The following is a 19,415-nucleotide window of genomic DNA, read 5'->3' on the forward strand; positions in this document are numbered from 1 at the left end:
GCCCGCCGCATATCGGTTGGCCCGCGGAATGCAAGCCGCAGCGTCCCCGGCAACATGGTTACTCTTTGGTAAGCCATGTTGGGTAGGAGAAAGCCGATGGAAAACGGCACAATCGCGCTCGGCCTGATGGCCATACTCGGCTTGCTGATGATTGCCGCGGCAATCAGCGACGTCCGGTCGCGCACCATTTCAAACGAGCTCAACGCCACGATGGCGCTGCTCGCAATCCCCTTCTGGATTACGAGCGGTCTCGCGCTCTGGCCCGATGTGCCGCTGCAGTTCGGAGCGGCCTTTGCGGTCTTTCTCGTCTTTGCCGGCCTGTTCGCGATCGGCGCAATGGGCGGGGGGGATGTCAAAATGATCGGCGCCGTGATGCTCTGGATCCCGCTTCCGCTGTTCATGCCGACGTTCACGGTCATGGCCATCGGCGGCGGCATCCTGTCGGCGGTGATGCTTATCCATATGAAATTGCGCCCTTCGGACAAGCCGGTCGAGGTTCCCTATGGGGTTGCCATCGCGGCTGCGGGCCTTTGGGCGCTTCACCAACAATATCTTAACCAGTTTCAGGTTATCGGATGACCTGAGGGAAAAGCACGACCGTCTCTGGTGGGTGCAGGAGGGCGACAAATCGTCATGGATACGCGAAAGATTATGCTGATCGTCGGCGCGCTGGTCATTGCCATCAGCGCAGCGTTCGGGGTCAACCTGATGATGCGCGGGGCAGCAACTCCGCAAGCGCGTGCAGCCGCGGCGCCGGATATTACCGGACCGATGATCCTTGTCGCGACGCGGCAGTTGCCCGTGGGCACGATCGTCGGCCCTGATAGCTTCCGCTTCCAGCCCTGGCCCAAGGAATTGGTCGAAAAAGCCTATTTCATGAAGGACAAGACCGACGTGAACACGTTGGTCGGCACCGTCGTACGCTATCCGATCACGGCGGGCCAGCCGCTGACGCAGGGCGCGCTGGTCCATCCCGACGATCGCGGCTTCCTCGCCGCGGCGCTTGGCCCGGGCATGCGTGCCGTCACGGTCAAGGTGTCACAGGAGCAAGGCGTTGCCGGTTTCGTCTTTCCTGGCGACCGCGTCGATGTGGTGCTGGCCCAGACGATCTCGGTCGAGGAAGGCAGCAGCTTTCCCGACAAGCAGATATTCACGGCCGAGACGATCGTTCGCAATGTCCGCATATTGGCGACCGACCAGCGTTATGATGCCGAGGATGAAACCGGGAAGACCCCGGTTCGCACCTTCGGCTCGGTAACGCTCGAAGCCACGCCCGAAATCGCCGAGAAGATCGCCGTCGCGCAGGACATGGGCAAATTGTCGCTCGCACTGCGTCCGCTGGCCGAAAGCGCCGGCGAACTCGATGCGGCCATCGCATCGGGCGACATCAATGTGCCGGCCAGGGGCGGCTCCGCAGCGGAAAAGAGGATGCTGGCCGAAGCCGCCGCACGTCCGGTTGCCAGCCGCTCGACAGTGACCACGGGCGGCGACGTGTCGCGGTTCTGGATCCCGGTGCGCGGCCGCGTGAACTCCTCGCGGGCGCCGCAGGCTGCGATGAATGGCGGCGGCTCCATGCCGTCAAATGGGGGCGCCGTGTCCGTTCCGACCGGTCCGGTCGTGCGCGTGACCCGCGGCGACAAAATGACCGAAGTTCCGGTTGGGGGTAAGTAAGATGAACAGCACAGCCAAATTCAAGGCGATGGCTCTGGCCCGCACCTTGGCCATCGGCCTAGTGGCAGCCACGCTGGCAGCGGCACCTTCGGCGCCCGCCATCGCCCAGGCCGTCCAGAATGCCAGCAGCAGCATCGAACTCTCGGTGGGCCGCGGCCGCCTCGTCAGCCTTCCGGCCTCGATGTCCGACGTCTTTGTCGCCAATGACGAGGTCGCTGACGTCCAGGTGCGTTCGGGCCGCCAGCTTTATATCTTTGGCAAGAAGCCGGGCGAAACCAGCATCTATGCCACCGACGCCAGCGGCCGTGTCGTTTTCTCGACCGTCGCCCGCGTCGGCAACAATATCGAGACGATCGACCAGATGCTGTCGCTCGCCATGCCCGACGCCAGCATTTCGGCGAACACGATGAACGGCTTCGTGCTGCTCACCGGGACGGTCCAGTCACCCGACGATGCCGCCGAAGCCGAACGACTCGTCCAGGCGTTCGTCGGCGAGCCGACCAAGGTCTTGTCGCGCCTTCGCACGGCCACGCCGCTACAGGTCAACCTGCAGGTCCGCATCGCCGAAGTAAACCGCTCGCTGGTCAAGGAAATCAGCGGCAACCTGCTGACGCGCGATACCGATGGCCCGCTGGGCAATGGCTTCCTCGGCGGCGTGTTCGGCGGCCGCAATCCGGGAGAAATCGCCAGCATCCCCGCACCGACCGCAGTTTTTCCGGGAAGCCCCGCTGCGCGGCCTTACGATCCTTCGACCGGCCTGCCGCTTCCCCCCGGCCAGACAACGCTGGGCACTAGTTACCAGTTCAATACGCCCGCCGGCAAACGGAGCCTGGCCGGTGCTGGCCGCCTGTTCGGGCTCGACCTGATGGCTTCGCTCGACATCGGCGAGCGGTCGGGTCTGGTCGCGACGCTGGCGCAGCCCAATCTGACCGCCATTTCCGGCGAAACCGCCGACTTCCTCGCCGGCGGCGAGTTCCCGGTTCCGGTCCCCGGCAATTTTGCCGGTACGACCATCGAATATCGCAAATACGGCGTCAGCCTCGCGTACACGCCAACAGTGCTGTCGAATGGCAGGATCAGCCTGCGCGTTCGCCCCGAAGTATCCGAACTGTCGACCGAAGGCGCGATCGTGATGCAGGGGTTCCAGGTTCCCGCGTTGACGATCCGCCGCGCAGAAACGACGGTCGAACTCGGCTCGGGCGAAAGCTTCATGATCGCGGGGTTGATGAACAATCGTTCGATCGGTGCGATCGACAAGATGCCCGGCCTCGGCGACGTTCCGCTGCTCGGCATGCTGTTCAAATCGGACAGCTTCCGCCGCGGCGAAACCGAACTCGTCATCGTCGTGACCCCCTATCTGGTCCAGCCGGTGTCGGCGAACGACATCAAACTGCCCACCGACGCATTCCAGGATTCCGATGACCTGCAGCGGATTCTACTCAACCAGACGAGCAACGGGGTGACGGGCGGGGACCGGCCGAAACCGCGGCTCGACACTTCGGTCGGCGACGCCGATCGCCCGCGGGGCAGCGGCGACGCATCGCCCGGTTTCAGTATCAAGTGACGCGCCGGAATTCAGGAGCAAAGTGATGAAAAAAATCGCAACTTGGACGGTCTTGGCTCTGGCCACGTCGCTCGCCGGCTGCACTGGCGCGGCGGTCAGCAACCGCAGCCTCGATTCTGTCCACCAGCCCGTCGTACGCAACGCCATCTATCAATTCGATGTTGCCGCTTCGAACGGCGACCTGCCGCCCAGCGAACAGGGCCGCCTGCAAGGCTGGCTCGATTCGATGGGGGTTCGCTATGGCGACCGTGTCGCGATCGAGGATCCGTCGGCCTATGGCGCCGGCTCCGCGTTGGCGACCGTCCGGTCGATGGTCGAACGCCGCGGGCTGCTGCTCAGCAGGGATGTCCCGGTAACGACCGGAGCGGTGCCGCAGGACCACCTGCGCGTCGTCGTGACGCGGGCGACGGCGTCCGTACCGGGCTGCCCCAATTGGGACAGCAAGTCGTCGATCAACCCGACCAACTCGACGTCGTCGAACTATGGCTGCGCGATCAACAGCAATCTCGCCTCGATGGTCGCCGATCCGAACGACCTGATCAAGGGTGCCAGCAACACGGGCAGCGATCCGACGGCGGCGACGCGCGCGATCCAGACCTATCGTACCAAACCCCAAACCGGTGCAGGCGAATTGACCAAGACACCCACTAGTGGAGGCAGCCAGTGAACGCTCCTTTCAAATCAGCAGGTGTGCGTGATCCCTTCAACGCCTTCGTCTGCGACGACGATACGCTGGAGCTGATCCGCGCCGCGGCCAACGACATGGGCTGGCCGATCGAAAAATGTAACAAGGGCGGCCTGCGCAATGCCGTGCAGTCGCTTTCGGTGTCTGCCAGCCCCAACATCCTGTTCGTCGACATGTCGGAATCGGGCGATCCGATCAACGACATCAATGCGCTGGCCGAAGTCTGCGAGCCGGGCACGGTCGTGATCGCCGCGGGCCAGGTGAACGACGTTCGCCTGTACCGCGACCTTCTTTCCAGCGGCATCCAGGATTATCTGCTGAAGCCGCTGTCGCTCGAACAGGTCCGCGAATCACTCACCATGGCGCAAGCCCTGCTGTCGGCGCCGAAGCATGCCGATATGCACGACGACAAGCCGCATCACATGATGGGCGTTGTCGGCGTCCGCGGCGGTGTTGGCGCGTCGCTGGTGGCGACCTCGCTCGCCTGGGCGATCAGCGAACAAGCGGGCCGTCAGACGGCGCTGCTCGATCTCGACATCCATTTCGGCACGGGCGCGCTGACGCTCGACCTCGAACCGGGGCGCGGCCTGATCGACGCGATCGACAATCCCAGCCGCATCGACGGGCTGTTCATCGAGCGCGCGATGGTGCGAGCGTCGGACAAGCTTAGCCTGCTGTCGGCCGAAGCGCCGATCCATCAGCCGGTGATGACCGACGGTTCGGCCTTTTTCCAGCTGGAAGAAGAGCTGCGCTCCGCCTTCGAGATGACGATCGTCGACATCCCGCGCCAGGTGCTGATCCCCTTCCCACACCTCGTGTCGGAAGCCGGCACGATCCTGCTCGTCAGCGATGTGACGCTCGCCGCGGCACGCGACACGATCCGCCTCTTGTCCTGGTTCAAGCAGAACATCCCGGGCGCGCGCGTTGTACTCGTCGCGAACAAGTTCCAGAACGCCATCGGCGAGTTGTCGCGCAAGGAATTCGAAGCGTCGATCGAACGACCGATCGATATCGTCATCCCGTTCGACCCAAAGCTGGTCGCCCAATCGGCAAAGCTCGGAAAATCCTATGCCGAAACCTGCAAGGGCACCAAGTCGGCGCAGGTGTGGAGCAACCTGATGCGCATTATCCTCGACGGCGCCGATGTCGAAGCCGAGGAAGCGCAGATTGTCACCGCAAAGGGCAAATCGGGCGGCTCGCTGCTAGGCAAGCTCGGTCTGACGAAAAAGGGTGTGAAACAGGCGGCGTGACGGCGCGCCTGACGGGCCGTCACCACCTCCAGCGATAGAAGCGGACATCAGCTGACCATGAATCTGCCAGTCATCCTTATCATCGCCGGGGCCTTCCTGGCCTTTGCCATCCTCATGATCCTGCTTGGCGGCCCGTCGGCCGCCAAAGCGAAGACACGACGGCTGGCGATGGTGAAAGACCGCCATGCGGCCTCGACCGAAGCGGTGGTGGCGGCGCAGATGCGCAAGACGATCCAGTCGGGCCGCCAAGGCGATTCATCGCTGACCGCGTTGCTGCCGCGCCGGGATGAGCTGGAAAAGCGCATCCGCCGGACCGGCAAGAGCTGGACGCTGACGCAATATATGTTCGCTTCGATGATCGTGTTCGTCGTTGCGACCGGCGGCATGCTCATCGTGCGGGCGCCATTCCTGATGGCCGGGCTGGTTGGATTGCTCCTCGGGCTCGGCTTGCCATATCTCATCGTCGGCATGACGATCAAAAGGCGTGTCACGCAATTCAACGCCCGCTTTCCCGATGCCATCGACCTGCTGGTACGTGGCCTGAAATCGGGCCTGCCGGTCACCGAAACCTTCCAGGTGGTGAGCCAGGAACTCCCCGGGCCGGTCGGAGAGGAATTCAAGGGCGTCATCGAACGCATCCGTATCGGCAATACGATGGAAGCCGCATTGCAGGAATCAGCCGAAATGCTCGGCACCCCCGAATTCCAATTCTTCTGCATCACCATCCAGATCCAGCGCGAAACGGGCGGTAACCTGGCGGAAACGCTCGCCAATCTGTCGGACGTTCTGCGCAAGCGCGCGCAAATGAAGCTCAAAATTCGCGCGATGTCGTCCGAAGCGAAAGCTTCCGCCTATATCGTCGGCGCATTGCCCTTCTTTGTGTTCGGCGTCGTCTGGTCGGTGAACCCCGGCTATCTGGCGGGCTTTTTTGTCGAAGAGCGGCTCATCATTGCCGGATTGGGAGGGCTTGTCTGGATGAGCATCGGCGCCGGCATCATGGCCAAAATGGTCAACTTCGAAATCTGACGGGGGGCATATAAATGAACAGCGGCCTCCTTCTCTCATCGGCTTTCTCTGGCGCACAAGCCGGGCCGAAAATCCTCGGTATCGACGTCGTATGGGCCGGTACAATGCTCGCGGCGGTCGGCGTCTTTGCCGTCCTGTTCGCGATCTACAACGCGCTGACTGTTCGCAATCCGATGACCAAGCGCGTCAAGGCACTGAACGATCGGCGCGAACAGTTGAAGGCGGGCATCACCGCCTCGACCGCGAAACGCCGCGCACGGCTCGTCCGCAAGAACCAGACCGCCGACAAGATGCGCACCTTTCTTGGCCGGCTTCAGGTGCTGCAGGAAGAACAGGTCAAGGAGGTTCAGCAAAAGCTGGCACAGGCCGGCATCCGGTCGAAGGATCTCGCCGTGGCGGTCATTTTCGGCCGCATGGTCCTGCCGATCATCTTCGGCGGCCTCGCCCTTTTCCTGATCTATGGGGTCGACATGTGGCCCGACCTGACCTCGTTCAAGCGGTCCATGTATACGATGGGCGCTTTAATACTCGGCTACAAGGCACCCGACCTTTTCGTGGACAATAAGCGGCAAAAGCGTACCCACGCGATCCGCAAAGGCTTGCCCGACGCGCTCGACCTGCTCGTCATCTGCGCCGAAGCAGGTTTGACCGTCGACTCCGCCTTTTCACGCGTCTCGAAGGAACTGGGGCGGGCTTATCCCGAACTCGGCGAAGAATTCGCGCTGACGTCGATCGAGCTCGGCTTTCTGACCGAACGCCGTCAGGCTTTCGAAAACTTCGCCTATCGCGTGAATCTGGAATCGGTGAAGGGCGTGGTCACCACCATGATCCAGACCGAGAAATACGGCACGCCGCTCGCCAGCGCGCTTCGTGTCCTGTCGGCCGAATTCCGCAACGAGCGCATGATGCGCGCAGAGGAAAAGGCCGCGCGCCTGCCCGCGATCATGACAGTGCCGCTGATCCTGTTCATTCTGCCGGTGCTGTTCATCGTCATTCTTGGCCCGGCCGCCTGTTCGCTGAGCGACGCGATGGCCGGCGGCAGCCTGGGCGCTAAATAGCCCGGCAACAGCGGCACGAGATCGAGAGAGGGCGGAAGCGATTCCGCCCTCTCTTGCTATCAGCCTACGCTCTGTTCGATCGCGCCGAAGATGCTGTGATGCCGGTCATCGTCCATCCAGATACGAACCGTGTCGCCCTTTTGCATGAACGGCGTCCTGGGCTCGCCCTGATGGATCGTTTCGACCGTCCGGACTTCGGCCAGGCAACTATAGCCGAGGCCGCCGGCGGCGATCGGCCTGCCCGGCCCGCCATCGGCATCACGGTTCGATACCGTGCCCGACCCGATGATTGTGCCCGCGCCCAGATCGCGCGTCTTGGCCGCATGGGCGATCAGTGCGCCGAAATCGAACGTCATGTCGACGCCGGCGTCGGCGCGGCCGAGCGGCTGGCCGTTCAGATCGACGGACAATGTACCGTGCAGCTTGCCGTCCTTCCAGCGATCACCCAGCGCATCGGGCGTCACGAACACGGGCGACATCGCGCTGGACGGCTTCGACTGGAAAAAGCCGAAGCCCTTGGCGAGTTCCGCCGGGATCAGGCCGCGCAGCGACACGTCGTTGGTCAGCCCGACGAGCAGGATCGTCTCGCGCGCTGCGGCGGCGTTGATTCCCTTGGGCACGTCGCCCGTCACGACGACCACTTCGGCCTCCATGTCGCAGCCCCAGGCGGGATCGCCGAGCGGGATGGGGTCGCGCGGTGCCAGGAAAGCGTCGCTGCCGCCCTGGTACATCAGCGGATCGTGCCAGAAGCTGTCGGGCATTTCGGCGCCGCGCGCCTGCCGCACCAGTGCGACATGGTTCACATAAGCGCTGCCGTCGGCCCATTGATAGGCGCGCGGCAACGGCGACGCGGCATCATGTTCGTGAAAACGCTCCTTCGGGATCGCATCATGGTTGAGATCTTCGGCCAGCGCCGCGAGGCGGGGGGCGGCATAGGCCCAATTGTCGAGCGCCGCCTGCATCGTCGGGACGATCTGGCCGGCGTCGGCGTACCAGGCAAGGTCGTCCGAAACGACGACCAGACGTCCGTCGCGGCCCTGTTTGAGCGAAGCTAGTTTCACGGGAACTCCTTTGGCTGACGACGCGGCTGAACCGACGTCACCACAAAGGGGCGAAAATCAGCGCGTCATCGTGATCGATGCGAAACAGGTAAAGCCGCTCTGCCCCGCCTGCAAGCGCCGGATATACTGGAGATAGGCCTGTGACTGATTGTACGTCGTGCCGGGCAGCGTCTGCCCACGGAACGCGCGCTTCACTTCCTCGCCCGTGAACGGGCGGGCAGAGCCCGGAAACGCGCCCTTGGTGCCCGGCGGAACCAGCTTGCCCGCAGTATCGATATATTTGCCGGCGCCCGTCGGGCCGGGAACGGGAATCTGGCAATTCATCACCGATACCGCGGTTTGCGCAAAGGCGGGACGGATCGTCAGCGCGGCGGAAACGCCAACGGCACCGAGCGCGAGCATCTTGCGCCGCGACGGGATGGCCTCGTCCGTCTCCATGGGGTTTTCGGCGGGAATGTCGCTATTTTCCATGTCGCGCGCATAACCCAATGAAGCGCCAAGGAAAAGCAAAAGACGGGTCGCCGCCTTGCCCTTCCCGCTTTGGGACATTAGCGGTCAGAACGTTAATTGCCGTAAACATCCTTGCGCATCGTCGCCTCTTCGTGCGAGGCGCGATGGCGATGTTCGATCGCCTTTCCAGCCTGGTCATCGCTTTGACTCTGGTCGCCATCGCGGCAATTTTCGCCACGCTGACGGGCGGCGACCCCCTGTCGATCGCCATCATGGTGCTCGCCGGCTTCCTCGCCGCCGCCACCGTCTACAGCGCCCTCCCCGTTGCCTTGCCCGACCCGAAGGGCGCCGGGGCCGAACCTGCCGTCGCCCCGCCCGTCTCCTTGCTCCGCCATCCCGATTTTGCCCATTGGGTCGATCAAGAAAAGGAGCCCTTGATCGGCACCGCCGACAATATCGTCACCATCGCCAACGACGCAGCAATCCGATTGCTGGGCCGGCATATCGTCGGCGCCGACGTCCGCACCGCGATCCGCCATCCCGCGGCGACCGACTGGCTGTCGCGGATCGAGGGTCAAGAACAGCTCGAAACGGTCAATCTCATCGACTTCCCGCGCCCCGGCCAGCGCTGGACGATGCGCATCGCCGCGCTGTCGGGCAGCGAATATATCATCTTCCTGTCCGACCGATCGGCGATCGATGCCGCGGACCGCATGCGATCCGACTTCGTAGCCAACGCCAGCCACGAACTGCGCACGCCACTCGCCGCAATCCTCGGCTATGTCGAAACGCTGCAGGAAATGAACGGCGAGGCCGACGCGCCGACACGCAATCGCTTCCTTTCGATCATCGATCGCGAGGCGCGGCGGATGCAGCAGCTCGTCATCGACCTTCTGTCAATTTCACGGGTCGAGGCCGACCGCTTTCGCCGCCCGACGACGCCTGTCGACCTGGCCGTGATCGTCCAGACCACGATTGCGCAACTGCGCGATAGCGAACAGCCGCGCACGAAAGACATCGTGGCGCGGCTCGGCGACGCCGCGCAACCGATGTTGGGCGACGAGGCGCAGCTGGGACAGCTCGCGCACAATATCATTTCGAACGCGATGAAATATGGTCATGCGGGAACACCGGTGACGGTCGAACTGGTCCGCGAGGGGCGCCGCGTGCGGCTTTCGGTCAGCGACGAGGGTGATGGCATCGCACCCGATCATCTGCCACGCCTGACCGAACGCTTCTATCGTGTCGACGAGGCGCGCAGCCGCTCGGTCGGCGGCACCGGCCTCGGCCTCGCCATCGTCAAGCACATCAGCGAGCGCCATCAGGGGCAGCTCGACATCGACAGCGAAGTCGGCAAAGGCACCCGCGTTTCGGTGGCCTTCCCCCTGCTCGCGCCGGCATGACGGTGTGCGAATCCAAGCCTATCCTTGACTTTTCATAGCTCAAGCCCCATCTTCAACAGGCTATCGTCGCCTACGACGGATTTTTTTGCCTGATTGGCGGACACTTCCATCCTCACGCTACCTGGCGCCATTGGCATTTTGGCCGGTGGTAACTCCGCTTCCGTGAAAGGAACGACCCCATGCCGATCGGCACCGTAAAATTCTTCAACACCGAAAAAGGTTATGGCTTCATCGCGAACGAAGACGGTTCGGGCGATAACTTCGTCCACATCACCGCCCTCGAACGCGCCGGGATGACGACGCTGAACAAGGATCAGCGCGTTTCCTTTGATCTGGAAACCGACCAGCGCGGCAAAGTCGCCGCCGTCAACATCCAGTCGGCCTGATCTTTTGGCCAAAGAGGAACTACTGACCCTCGACGGCCAGATCGATGAAATCCTTCCTGATGGACGCTTTGGCGTCGTTCTGGAAAATGATCATCGGATCATCGCTTACACGGCAGGCCGGATGCGACGTTTTCGCATCCGGTCGGTCGTCGGCGACGCCGTACGCGTCGAAATGACGCCTTACGACCTCACCAAGGGCCGCATCGTTTATCGCGATCGCGGCGCCGGTCCGGCCGGAGGCGGCCCCCGCAAGGGCAATCGGCGCTAAATGCCAACCAGAACAAAACAATGATTACAGGATATTATGAACTTCAATTTGAATGCATTTCCTTCCCTTCTTCGGCCCTATTCCGCGATCGATGCGCGGGCCGATAAGCCAGCCCGGCAATCGCCGACGCTGACGCGGCGCGAACTTCGCCGCCTGATCGCTCAAATGGTCGACTGACTTTTCCAGGTTCCGACCCTCAACAACCTCTACACTAAGGATTTCCGCCATGTCGAACACCAGCGATTTCTACCTGATCCAGGCGGACAAATGCGCGGCCGACGCGGCGGAAAGCACGCTGTCGCAGGTTCGCGACCGCAACCTGCGCGCCGAACAGGCGTGGCGCACGATGGCCGAGCGCCTGATTCAGACCGAAGCCACGCGTGCGCGGCAGGTCGCCGCAGCGGCAGCCAAGGCGGAAGCCAACGTCGCCGCCGACTGACGGGCCTTCCCGTCAGTCGATGCGGCCCAGAAATTCCCCGATTTTTCCAAAAATTTCGTCGATCTGCGCCTTTTCGACGATCAGCGGCGGCGACAGCGCAATGATGTCGCCGGTCGCGCGGACGAGCAGGCCGTTGTCGAAGCAGGTGTGGAACAGTTCCATTGCCCGCGCGGTTGGCGCTCCCGCGCGCGGCTCGAGTTCGATCCCGGCGACCAGACCGATCGTGCGAATATCGATGACGTGGCGCGCGCCTTTCAGGCTGTGCGCCGCGCCTTCCCAATAGCTGCCGAGTTCGGATGCGCGGTCGAACAGGCCACCCTGCGCATAGAGATCTAGCGTCGCGAGCCCCGCGGCGCTCGCGAGCGGATGGCCCGAATAGGTGTAGCCGTGGAACAGCTCGATCCCGCCCGACACGCTCTCGATCACCGCATCGTGGAGTTCGCGTTTCACCGCAACGGCGCCCATCGGCACGGCCGCGTTAGTGAGCCCCTTCGCCATGGTGATGATGTCGGGCGTCACGCCCCATTGGCCTGCGGCCGTCGCGCCGCCGACGCGGCCGAACGCCGTGATAACCTCATCGAAAATCAGGATGATACCGTGCTTGTCACATATTTCGCGCAGGCGCTGGAGATAGCCGACCGGCGGGATTAGTACCCCGGTCGAGCCCGCCATCGGCTCGACGATCACCGCCGCGATGGTGTCGGCGCCGTGCAGGTCGACGAGTCGCTGAAGGTCGTCGGCGAGTTCGGCGCCATGCTGCGGGAAACCGCGCGTGAAAGCATTGCGTTCGATGTCGTGGGTGTGGCGAATATGGTCGACGCCGGGCAGCCCCCCGCCAAAGGCGCGGCGGTTGTTCACAAGGCCGCCGACGCTGATCCCGCCAAAACCGGTGCCATGATAGCCGCGCTCGCGTCCGATCAGCCGCGTACGTGTTCCCTGCCCCTTGGCACGCTGGATGTTGAGCGCGATTTTCAGCGCCGTATCAACCGATTCGGAGCCGCTATTGGTAAAGAATATCCGGTCGAGCCCGTCGGGCATCAGCGCGGCCAGGCGCTGCGCGAGCTCGAACGGCAGCGGATGGCCGAGCTGAAACGTGGGTGCGAAATCGAGCGTCGCCGCGGCCTTCGCGATCGCTTCGGTGATCTCGATCCGGCAATGGCCGGCGTTGCTGCACCAGAGGCCCGACGTGCCGTCGAGAATCTGCCGCCCGTCGTCCGACTGGTAATACATGCCGTTCGCCGACACGAGTTGCCGCGGATGCGCCTTGTACGATCGATTGGCGGTAAAGGGCATCCAGAAGGAGGCCAGCTGGTCGTTTTCACCCCTCATCACGATCTCCTTTAAACCTGTCATTGCAAGGAGCGCAGCGACGAAGCAATCTCCAGCTCTCGGCGTCGGGAATGGCCGATAGGTAGAGATTGCTTCGCTTCGCCCGCTATGACAACCGGCTTTCGAGCAAGCAAAGAATTGGACATATAATCACACCGAAAACGGCCGAATAGCTGCCCCCTCTGGCGCTCTCCCAAAGCTTGCGATACGCTGCCCGCTCCACAACGGGCCGACTCCTCGGCCCAATCGGGGGCTCATGTCAGTCAATCTGGAACAATGGATCAGCGACCATAAAATCGACGAAGTCGAATGTATCGTCCCCGACATCAACGGGGTCCAGCGCGGCAAGGTGCTGCCGGCCAAGAAGTTCCTCTCTTCGGTGAAAGACAAGTCGCTGCGCATTCCGGGCAGCGTTTTCATCTGCACGATCGACGGCCATTATCCCGAGGATATCGACGATATCTGGGACAAGGATCCCGACAAGATATTGATCGCCGACCCCAGCACGATCTGCGTCGCGCCGGGCTTCACTTCGCCAACCGCTTTCGTCATCGCGGATGCGTATAACGCCGACGGCAGCGAGGTCGACATCGCGCCGCGCACGATCCTGAAAAAAGTGCTCGGCCTCTATGCCGAAAAGGGCTGGAAACCGATCATCGCGCCCGAGGTCGAGTTCTACCTCGTTTCGCAGAATGCCGACCCTGATTTCCCGCTGACCCCACCCGTCGGCCAGTCGGGACGCAGCGAGACCGCGAGCCAGCCTTACGGGCTGGAAGCGATGAACGAATATGAGGATATCATCGATCATATCTATGACGATTGCGAGCTGATGGGGCTCGATATCGACACGATGATCCATGAAATGGGCGCCGCACAACTCGAGGTCAATTTCGAGCATGGCGACCCGCTGCGGCTCGCCGACGAAGTGTTTCTTTTCAAGCGTGTCGTCCGCAACGTCGCGAAGCAGCACAATGTCTATGCGACCTTCATGGCGAACCCGATGGCGGGCCAGCCCGGCAGCGCGATGCATATCCACCAGTCGATTGTTGATGCCGCGACGGGCAAGAATCTGTTCTCGACTGCCAACGGCCGCGATAGCGCGATGTTCCGCAGCTATATTGCCGGGCTCGTGCGATACATGCCCCAAATTTCGCCGCTGTGGGCACCCAATGTGAACAGTTTCCGCCGCATGCGCCCCGACAGCGCGGCGCCGATCAACGTCCAGTGGGGCGAGGATAACCGCTCATGCGGGTTTCGCGTGCCGATCTCGGACAAGAACAACCGCCGCGTCGAAAACCGCCTGCCGGGCGCCGACAGCAACCCCTATCTCGCAATCTCCGCCTCGCTGATCTGCGGCTATATCGGGATGGTCGATCGCATGGTGCCGGCCAAGCCGATCACCGGCAGCGCGTATAATCGCGCCCGCACCCTGCCGCGCACGCTCGAGGCGGCGCTCGATCGCTTCGCTTCGTGCAAGAAGGTGCGCAACCTGCTCGGCGACGACTTCTTCGAAATCTTCTTCGCGGTGAAGGACTATGAGCTCTTCAACTATCAGTCGGTCGTGTCGAGCTGGGAACGCGAACATCTGTTGATGCGGGTCTGACCCGCGCGCCGGCCATGACCGATCCGCTCGCCAACAGCTATTACGCCGCGACCGCGCATCGGTGGCGTCCGGCATATGCAATGGGCGAAGACCTTTCGTTCGATGTCGCGGTGATCGGTGGCGGCTTCACGGGGCTGTCCGCTGCCCTCGCCTGCGCCGAGCGCGGCTTTTCGGTAATCCTGCTCGAGCGCGAGCATGTCGGCTTCGGCGCGTCGGGCCGCAACGGCGGGCAGTTGATCCCCGGCCTTCGCTGGTCGGCGTCCGAACTGAAGGCGGAATTCGGCCGCGACCGCGCAGATGCGTTGTTCGACCTGTGCTGGCGCGCGAACCCGGTAAAGGCACGTATCGAAAAACACGGCATCGATTGCGACCTGAAGACCGGGCATCTTGAAGCCGCGTGGACGCCCAAAGACTTCGACGCGATGAAGCGCGAGGCTGAATTTCTGGCGACGCGCTTCGCCTACCAAAGCGATGTCGTCGCAAAGAACGACATGGGCGCGCATATCGCCAGCCTGCTCTATCACGGCGGCATCCACGATCCGCATGGCGGGCATTTCCACCCGCTGAACTATGCGATCGGCCTTGCGCGCGCCGCCCAAGCCGCAGGTGTTTGCATCTGGGAGCATCAGCGTGTTTGCAGGATCACCGATACACCTGGCGGGCTCGGCATAATGACCGACCAGGCGAATATCGCCGCACGCTATGTGATAGACGCCACCGATAGCTGGATCGGCGACCTCGAGCCCGACCTCGGCCGTTACACCGTGCCGATTATGAACTATAATATCGCGACCGCCCCGCTCGCAAACGCCGATGCGCTGCTACCCAGCGATGCGGCTGTTGCCGACAGCCGCTTCGTGCTCAACTATTTCCGCCTGTCCGCCGACAAGCGTCTGATCTTTGGCGGCGGCGAGCGTTATTCGCAGACCCCGCCGCGCGATATCGCTGCCTTCGTCCGGCCCTTCATGGCCGAGGTGTTCCCGCAGATCGCCGACGCGCCGATCGACTATGGCTGGGGCGGTGCGGTCGCGGTGACGATAAACCGGCTCCCGCATATCGGGCGGCGCGGGAACGTGTTTTATGCGCACGGCTTTTCAGGGCACGGCGCGCTGGTCACGACGCTCGCGGGGGAATTGATTGGCGAGGCGATGGCGGGGACCGCCGAACGCTTCGATGTGCTGGCAAACCTGCCGTCAAAGCCTTTCCCCGGCGGCAAATGGCTGCGCCAGCCGCTCGCGACACTCGGGCTGCTCTATTATGCCGTGAGGGACAAGCTCGGGTGATATCTGATGCGGCCATCGCCCGCGTCGCGAGCCGCGAGGCCGAGCGTTTCCGTGCCGCCAACCGCCAAGCCTTCGCGCATCATGCGGCCGCGACGGGCTGGTTCCAGTCGGTTCCCTTCCACTGGATGCGCGACTGGCCGAGCCCGGTGCCGATCATCGCCGTCTCGGCGAAAGACGCGACACTGACCAGCATCGACGGGCAGCGCTACGACGATTTCTGCCTCGGGGACACCGCCAGCCTGTTCGGCCATTCGCCGCCCGCGCTCGCGGTCGCGCTCGCGAAGCAAGCCGGCGAAGGGCTAAGCTACATGCTTCCGACCGAGCGGGGTGCGGCGCTGTCGCAGCGCCTCGCCGCGATGTTCGGCCTGCCCTTATGGCAGGTCACGACGACCGCCAGCGAAGCCAATCGCGCCGTAATCCGTTGGTGCCGCGGGATCAGCGGGCGGCCGAAAATCCTGACTTTCAACGGCGCCTATCATGGCGCGGTCGACGATGCGTTCGTCGATCTGAAAGGCGCCGCGCCGGTTATGCGGCCAAGTCTGGTCGGGCAAGTTCACGATTTACGCAACACCACGTCGGTAATCGAATTCAATGACGAGGCAGCACTGGTGACGGCACTTCGCGACGGCGACGTCGCGTGCGTACTCGCCGAGCCGGTGATGACCAACGTCGGCATGGTGCGCGATGCGCCGGGTTTTCTCATGACGCTTCGCAGACTGTGCGACGAGGCCGGTACGCTCCTCGTCTTCGACGAAACGCACACGATTTCTTCCGGCTATGGCGGGCATGCCATCACGCACGGGCCCACCCCCGACCTGATCGTCGTCGGCAAGTCGATCGGCGGCGGCGTGCCCTGCGCCGTCTACGGATTTTCGGCGGCGGTCGGTGATCGCATGGCGGCACTGAACGCCTTGCGCCCCGCCGGACACAGCGGCATCGGCACCACGCTATCCGCCAACGCGCTCGCCATCACCGCGATGGATGCGATGCTTTCCGACGTCATCACACCCGCCGCCTATGATCACATGCTGCGCGGTGCGGCGCGGCTTGTTGCCGGGCTGGAGCAGGAAATCGCCATCGTCGGCCTTGACTGGCACGTCACCCAAGTCGGCGCACGCGTCGAATTCCTGACCTGCCCGGTCCCGCCCCGCAACGGCGGCGAGGCGAAGGCGGCGATGCATCCCGAACTCGAAGCCGCAATCCATCTCTTCCTCGCGGCCCGCGGAATTTTGCTGGCGCCGTTTCACAATATGATGTTGGTGAGCCCGGTTACCGGCGACGATCAGATCGACGGGCTGGTCGGCGCATTTGCTGACTGCGTGCGAGCATTGAAGGAGTAGAGGGGCGATGTCGAAGTCATCGGGCGTGATCGCGCCGCGTTCGGAGGCCGAGGCTTTTTTCAAGGCGAATCCCGACGTCGATTCGATCGAGATGATCTACACCGACTTCGGCGGCGTGCCGCGCGGCAAGCGGCTGCGCCAGCATGAGGTGATGGCTGTTTACGAAAGTGGGCGCATGTTCCCCGGATCGATCACCGTCGTCGACATCACCGGACAGGACACCGTCGAAACCGGCCTCGTGTGGGAGGATGGCGACGCCGACCGCTCGATGAAGCCGATCCCCGGCACCCTCGTCCGCACGCCATGGGGCGGCGACCATGCCGCGCAGTTCCTCGTCGATTTCTACGAGCTCGACGGCACGCCGCACGACCTCGACCCGCGCCATGTCCTCGGCGGCGTGATCGACCGTTTTACCGCCGACGGACTGACCCCGGTGCTCGCGGTCGAGCTCGAATTCTATCTCGTCGATCCGCGCCGCGCGCGCGATGGCGCCATCCGCCCCGCCCGCCCCGGCTACAGCCGCGACACCCCGCGCAATGTCGAGGTCTATGGCCTGCGCGAACTCGACGATTTCCGTCCTTTCTTCGACGCGCTTTATGCGGCAACCGATGTGCAGGGTCTGCCGCTCGAAAGCGCGATCTCCGAATTCGCCCCCGGCCAGTTCGAACTGACGCTGCGCCACAAGCCCGACGCGCTTCGCGCCTGCGACGATGCGATCATGTACAAGCGGCTCGTCAAGGCGATCGCACAGCAACACGGACTCGAGGCGACCTTCATGGCCAAGCCCTTCGCCGAGCAGGCAGGCAGCGGCATGCACATCCATGTTTCGGTCAACGATGCCAGCGGCGCCAATATCTTTGCCAGTGCCGACCCCGAAGGCACCCCGGCGCTGCGCCACGCGATCGGCGGGATGATCGGCAGCGTCGGCGACGCCTTCGCGCTCTTCGCGCCACATGCGAACAGCTATCGCCGCTTCAAGGCGAACAGCTACGCTCCCGTCGCGCCGACCTGGGGCGTCAACAATCGCACCGTATCGTTCCGTATCCCAGCGGGCCCGCCGCCGAGCCGCCATGTCGAGCATCGCGCATGCGGCGCCGACGCGAACCCCTATCTGGCGGTCGCGGCGGTCCTCTCCGGCATGCACCACGGCATGACGAACAAGATCGATCCGGGCACCGCGGTGGTCGGCAACGGTTACGACCGCGACAATAGCGGCGACGACAAGCCGCCGTCGAACTGGTTCGCCGCGGTCGACCGTTTTCACGATTCGGCGCTGATGCGCGACTATCTCGGCGCGCGCTTCGTCGACATGTTCAGCATCGTGAAGCGCGTCGAGCAGGACCGCTATTTCGGCGTCGTCCCGACACTCGATTACGATTGGTATCTACGCAACGCATGAAAGTTTCAAAGAAACTTGGTGCAGCGCAAAAAAGCTCTTTCCAAGCCGACCGTATTGAGTCAGCTTGACGTCACATACAGGGAGGCTGCGACATGGATCCGTTCGAACTGATCAAGCAAACCCGCGGGCGCCGCTCGCTTCTTCAAGCGATGGGGGTCGCGGCAATCGGGATCAGCTTCGGCGGCCTCGCCGCGTGCAGCAAGGAGGGCGGCAAGAAGCTCTCGAACGGCGAGGAAGCCAAGCTCAACTTCTACAACTGGGACACCTACATCGGTGAGAACACGCTCGACAATTTCAAGGAAGCGACGGGCGTCGACGTCACGATGGACCTGTTCGACAGCAACGACGTGCTGTTCGCGAAATTCAAGGCCGGCAACCCCGGTTACGACGTGATCGTGCCCTCGAACGATTTTGTCGAGCGGATGAGCAAGGCGGGCATGCTGCTGCCGCTCGACCATGCGCAAATCCCGAACAAGAAGAATATCGACCCGGCATACATCAACGTCGAATATGATCTGCAGCGCAAATTTTCGATGCCTTACACCTGGCTCGCGCTCGGGATCGGCTATCGCAAGTCGAAAGTGTCGGAGAAGCCCGACAGTTGGAAGGTGCTGTTCGACAGCCCCGAATATGCGGGCCGCATCGCTTGGCTATCGGAGGCCGGCGACATGTTCCGCCTCTACGGCAAATATCTCGGAAAATCGGTCAATGCGCTGACCCCCGCGGACATCGCGACGATCGAAAAGATGATGATCAAGCAAAAGCCCAATGTTAAGAAATTCCACGAGGATGACGGGCAGGACCTGCTGCTCAAGGGCGATGTAGACGTCGTGCTCGAATATAATGGCGACATCGCACAGGCGATGGTCGAAGACGCCGACATCGATTTCGTCGTGCCCAAGGAGGGCAGCCAGCTCAATTCGGACAATCTGTGCATCCCGAAGGGCGCGCCGCATCCGAAGAATGCGCACGCCTTTATCAACTATATCCTCGACGCCAACGTCGACAAGGAAATCACCGAGACGATCCTCTACCCGACGCCGAATGCTGCCGCGAAGAAGCTGATGCCCGACAGCTACAAGAACAATCCGGTGATCTTCCCGCCTGCCGAGGCGCTCGCGAAATGCGAATATGCGCGCTTCAATCCCGAGCTACAGCCGCTGTACGAAGAGGCGTTTACGCGGGTCCGGGCGGCCTGAC

20 protein-coding genes are annotated in these 19,415 nt (G+C 63.0%); 16 read left to right on the forward strand and 4 right to left on the reverse strand.

The features are described from left to right. Positions 1-96 precede the first annotated feature (96 nt). From ASD73_RS18795 to ASD73_RS18825, 7 genes are read left to right on the forward strand one after another with little or no spacing between them, the layout of a single operon-like run. On the forward strand, positions 97-579 hold the full coding sequence (locus ASD73_RS18795; RefSeq protein WP_056374832.1) for an A24 family peptidase: 483 nt from the start codon (positions 97-99) through the stop codon (positions 577-579). Positions 580-633: 54 nt separating this feature from the next. Continuing rightward, positions 634-1,671, forward strand: a complete 1,038-nt coding sequence (gene cpaB / locus ASD73_RS18800) for a Flp pilus assembly protein CpaB (protein WP_056374834.1) — start codon at positions 634-636, stop codon at positions 1,669-1,671. Between the two features lies 1 nt (position 1,672). After that, positions 1,673-3,235: a type II and III secretion system protein family protein gene (locus tag ASD73_RS18805; protein WP_056374836.1), complete on the forward strand. Its 1,563-nt coding sequence runs from the start codon at positions 1,673-1,675 to the stop codon at positions 3,233-3,235. A gap of 25 nt (positions 3,236-3,260) precedes the next feature. After that, the gene (locus ASD73_RS18810) at positions 3,261-3,902 is read left to right on the forward strand and encodes a CpaD family pilus assembly protein (RefSeq protein WP_056374838.1); all 642 of its coding nucleotides are present in this window, start codon (positions 3,261-3,263) and stop codon (positions 3,900-3,902) included. Further along, on the forward strand, positions 3,899-5,170 hold the full coding sequence (locus tag ASD73_RS18815) for a pilus assembly protein CpaE (RefSeq protein ID WP_056374840.1): 1,272 nt from the start codon (positions 3,899-3,901) through the stop codon (positions 5,168-5,170). Before ASD73_RS18810 ends, ASD73_RS18815 begins: the two co-directional genes overlap by 4 nt. A gap of 57 nt (positions 5,171-5,227) precedes the next feature. Beyond that, on the forward strand, positions 5,228-6,196 hold the full coding sequence (locus ASD73_RS18820) for a type II secretion system F family protein (protein WP_056374842.1): 969 nt from the start codon (positions 5,228-5,230) through the stop codon (positions 6,194-6,196). 14 nt (positions 6,197-6,210) lie between these two features. Then, positions 6,211-7,254 (forward strand): type II secretion system F family protein, encoded by a 1,044-nt coding sequence (locus ASD73_RS18825; protein WP_056374845.1) that lies wholly within the window; start codon positions 6,211-6,213, stop codon positions 7,252-7,254. 59 nt (positions 7,255-7,313) lie between these two features. Here the strand turns inward: ASD73_RS18825 and ASD73_RS18830 are convergent, their stop codons facing one another. Both ASD73_RS18830 and ASD73_RS18835 read right to left on the reverse strand, forming a co-directional pair. After that, positions 7,314-8,315, reverse strand: a complete 1,002-nt coding sequence (locus ASD73_RS18830; protein WP_056374847.1) for a fumarylacetoacetate hydrolase family protein — start codon at positions 8,313-8,315, stop codon at positions 7,314-7,316. Between the two features lie 57 nt (positions 8,316-8,372). Then, positions 8,373-8,786, reverse strand: coding sequence for a hypothetical protein (locus ASD73_RS18835; RefSeq protein ID WP_056375280.1), 414 nt, complete (start codon positions 8,784-8,786; stop codon positions 8,373-8,375). 131 nt (positions 8,787-8,917) lie between these two features. Here ASD73_RS18835 and ASD73_RS18840 point away from each other — a divergent pair, with 131 nt between their 5' ends. The 3 genes from ASD73_RS18840 to infA all read left to right on the forward strand — a co-directional run bounded on the left by ASD73_RS18840 (position 8,918) and on the right by infA (position 10,822). Next, a complete protein-coding gene (locus tag ASD73_RS18840) occupies positions 8,918-10,168 on the forward strand; it encodes a sensor histidine kinase (protein ID WP_235534599.1) in 1,251 nt (416 codons plus the stop codon). 179 nt (positions 10,169-10,347) lie between these two features. Then, positions 10,348-10,554 carry a cold-shock protein gene (locus ASD73_RS18845; protein ID WP_056374849.1) on the forward strand — a complete coding sequence of 69 codons (207 nt, stop codon included), beginning with the start codon at positions 10,348-10,350 and terminating at the stop codon, positions 10,552-10,554. 4 nt (positions 10,555-10,558) lie between these two features. Further along, on the forward strand, positions 10,559-10,822 hold the full coding sequence (gene infA / locus ASD73_RS18850) for a translation initiation factor IF-1 (protein ID WP_056374851.1): 264 nt from the start codon (positions 10,559-10,561) through the stop codon (positions 10,820-10,822). 24 nt (positions 10,823-10,846) lie between these two features. Here the strand turns inward: infA and ASD73_RS23320 are convergent, their stop codons facing one another. Continuing rightward, positions 10,847-11,050 (reverse strand): hypothetical protein, encoded by a 204-nt coding sequence (locus ASD73_RS23320; protein ID WP_156407338.1) that lies wholly within the window; start codon positions 11,048-11,050, stop codon positions 10,847-10,849. Here ASD73_RS23320 and ASD73_RS18855 point away from each other — a divergent pair. Then, positions 11,049-11,261, forward strand: a complete 213-nt coding sequence (locus ASD73_RS18855; protein ID WP_037515273.1) for a hypothetical protein — start codon at positions 11,049-11,051, stop codon at positions 11,259-11,261. The two genes, ASD73_RS23320 and ASD73_RS18855, sit on opposite strands and share 2 nt — an antisense overlap. A gap of 12 nt (positions 11,262-11,273) precedes the next feature. On the opposite strand, the gene ASD73_RS18860 is transcribed toward ASD73_RS18855, so the two are convergent. Continuing rightward, positions 11,274-12,590 (reverse strand): aspartate aminotransferase family protein, encoded by a 1,317-nt coding sequence (locus ASD73_RS18860; RefSeq protein WP_056375284.1) that lies wholly within the window; start codon positions 12,588-12,590, stop codon positions 11,274-11,276. 256 nt (positions 12,591-12,846) lie between these two features. Between ASD73_RS18860 and ASD73_RS18865 the strand changes: the two genes are divergently transcribed. From ASD73_RS18865 to ASD73_RS18885, 5 genes are all read left to right on the forward strand, one after another. Continuing rightward, on the forward strand, positions 12,847-14,193 hold the full coding sequence (locus ASD73_RS18865; protein WP_056374853.1) for a glutamine synthetase family protein: 1,347 nt from the start codon (positions 12,847-12,849) through the stop codon (positions 14,191-14,193). A 14-nt stretch (positions 14,194-14,207) separates the two neighbouring features. Then, the gene (locus ASD73_RS18870) at positions 14,208-15,476 is read left to right on the forward strand and encodes an NAD(P)/FAD-dependent oxidoreductase (RefSeq protein WP_056374855.1); all 1,269 of its coding nucleotides are present in this window, start codon (positions 14,208-14,210) and stop codon (positions 15,474-15,476) included. After that, positions 15,473-16,816 carry an aspartate aminotransferase family protein gene (locus ASD73_RS18875; protein WP_056374857.1) on the forward strand — a complete coding sequence of 448 codons (1,344 nt, stop codon included), beginning with the start codon at positions 15,473-15,475 and terminating at the stop codon, positions 16,814-16,816. The genes ASD73_RS18870 and ASD73_RS18875 overlap by 4 nt, the downstream gene beginning before the upstream one ends. 7 nt (positions 16,817-16,823) lie before the next feature. Further along, on the forward strand, positions 16,824-18,215 hold the full coding sequence (locus tag ASD73_RS18880; protein WP_056374859.1) for a glutamine synthetase family protein: 1,392 nt from the start codon (positions 16,824-16,826) through the stop codon (positions 18,213-18,215). A gap of 92 nt (positions 18,216-18,307) precedes the next feature. After that, positions 18,308-19,414: an ABC transporter substrate-binding protein gene (locus tag ASD73_RS18885; RefSeq protein ID WP_056374860.1), complete on the forward strand. Its 1,107-nt coding sequence runs from the start codon at positions 18,308-18,310 to the stop codon at positions 19,412-19,414. The last annotated feature ends 1 nt before the right edge of the window (position 19,415 follow it).

The organism is Sphingopyxis sp. Root154, assembly GCF_001427105.1.
In the GTDB taxonomy this organism is placed as follows: domain Bacteria; phylum Pseudomonadota; class Alphaproteobacteria; order Sphingomonadales; family Sphingomonadaceae; genus Sphingopyxis.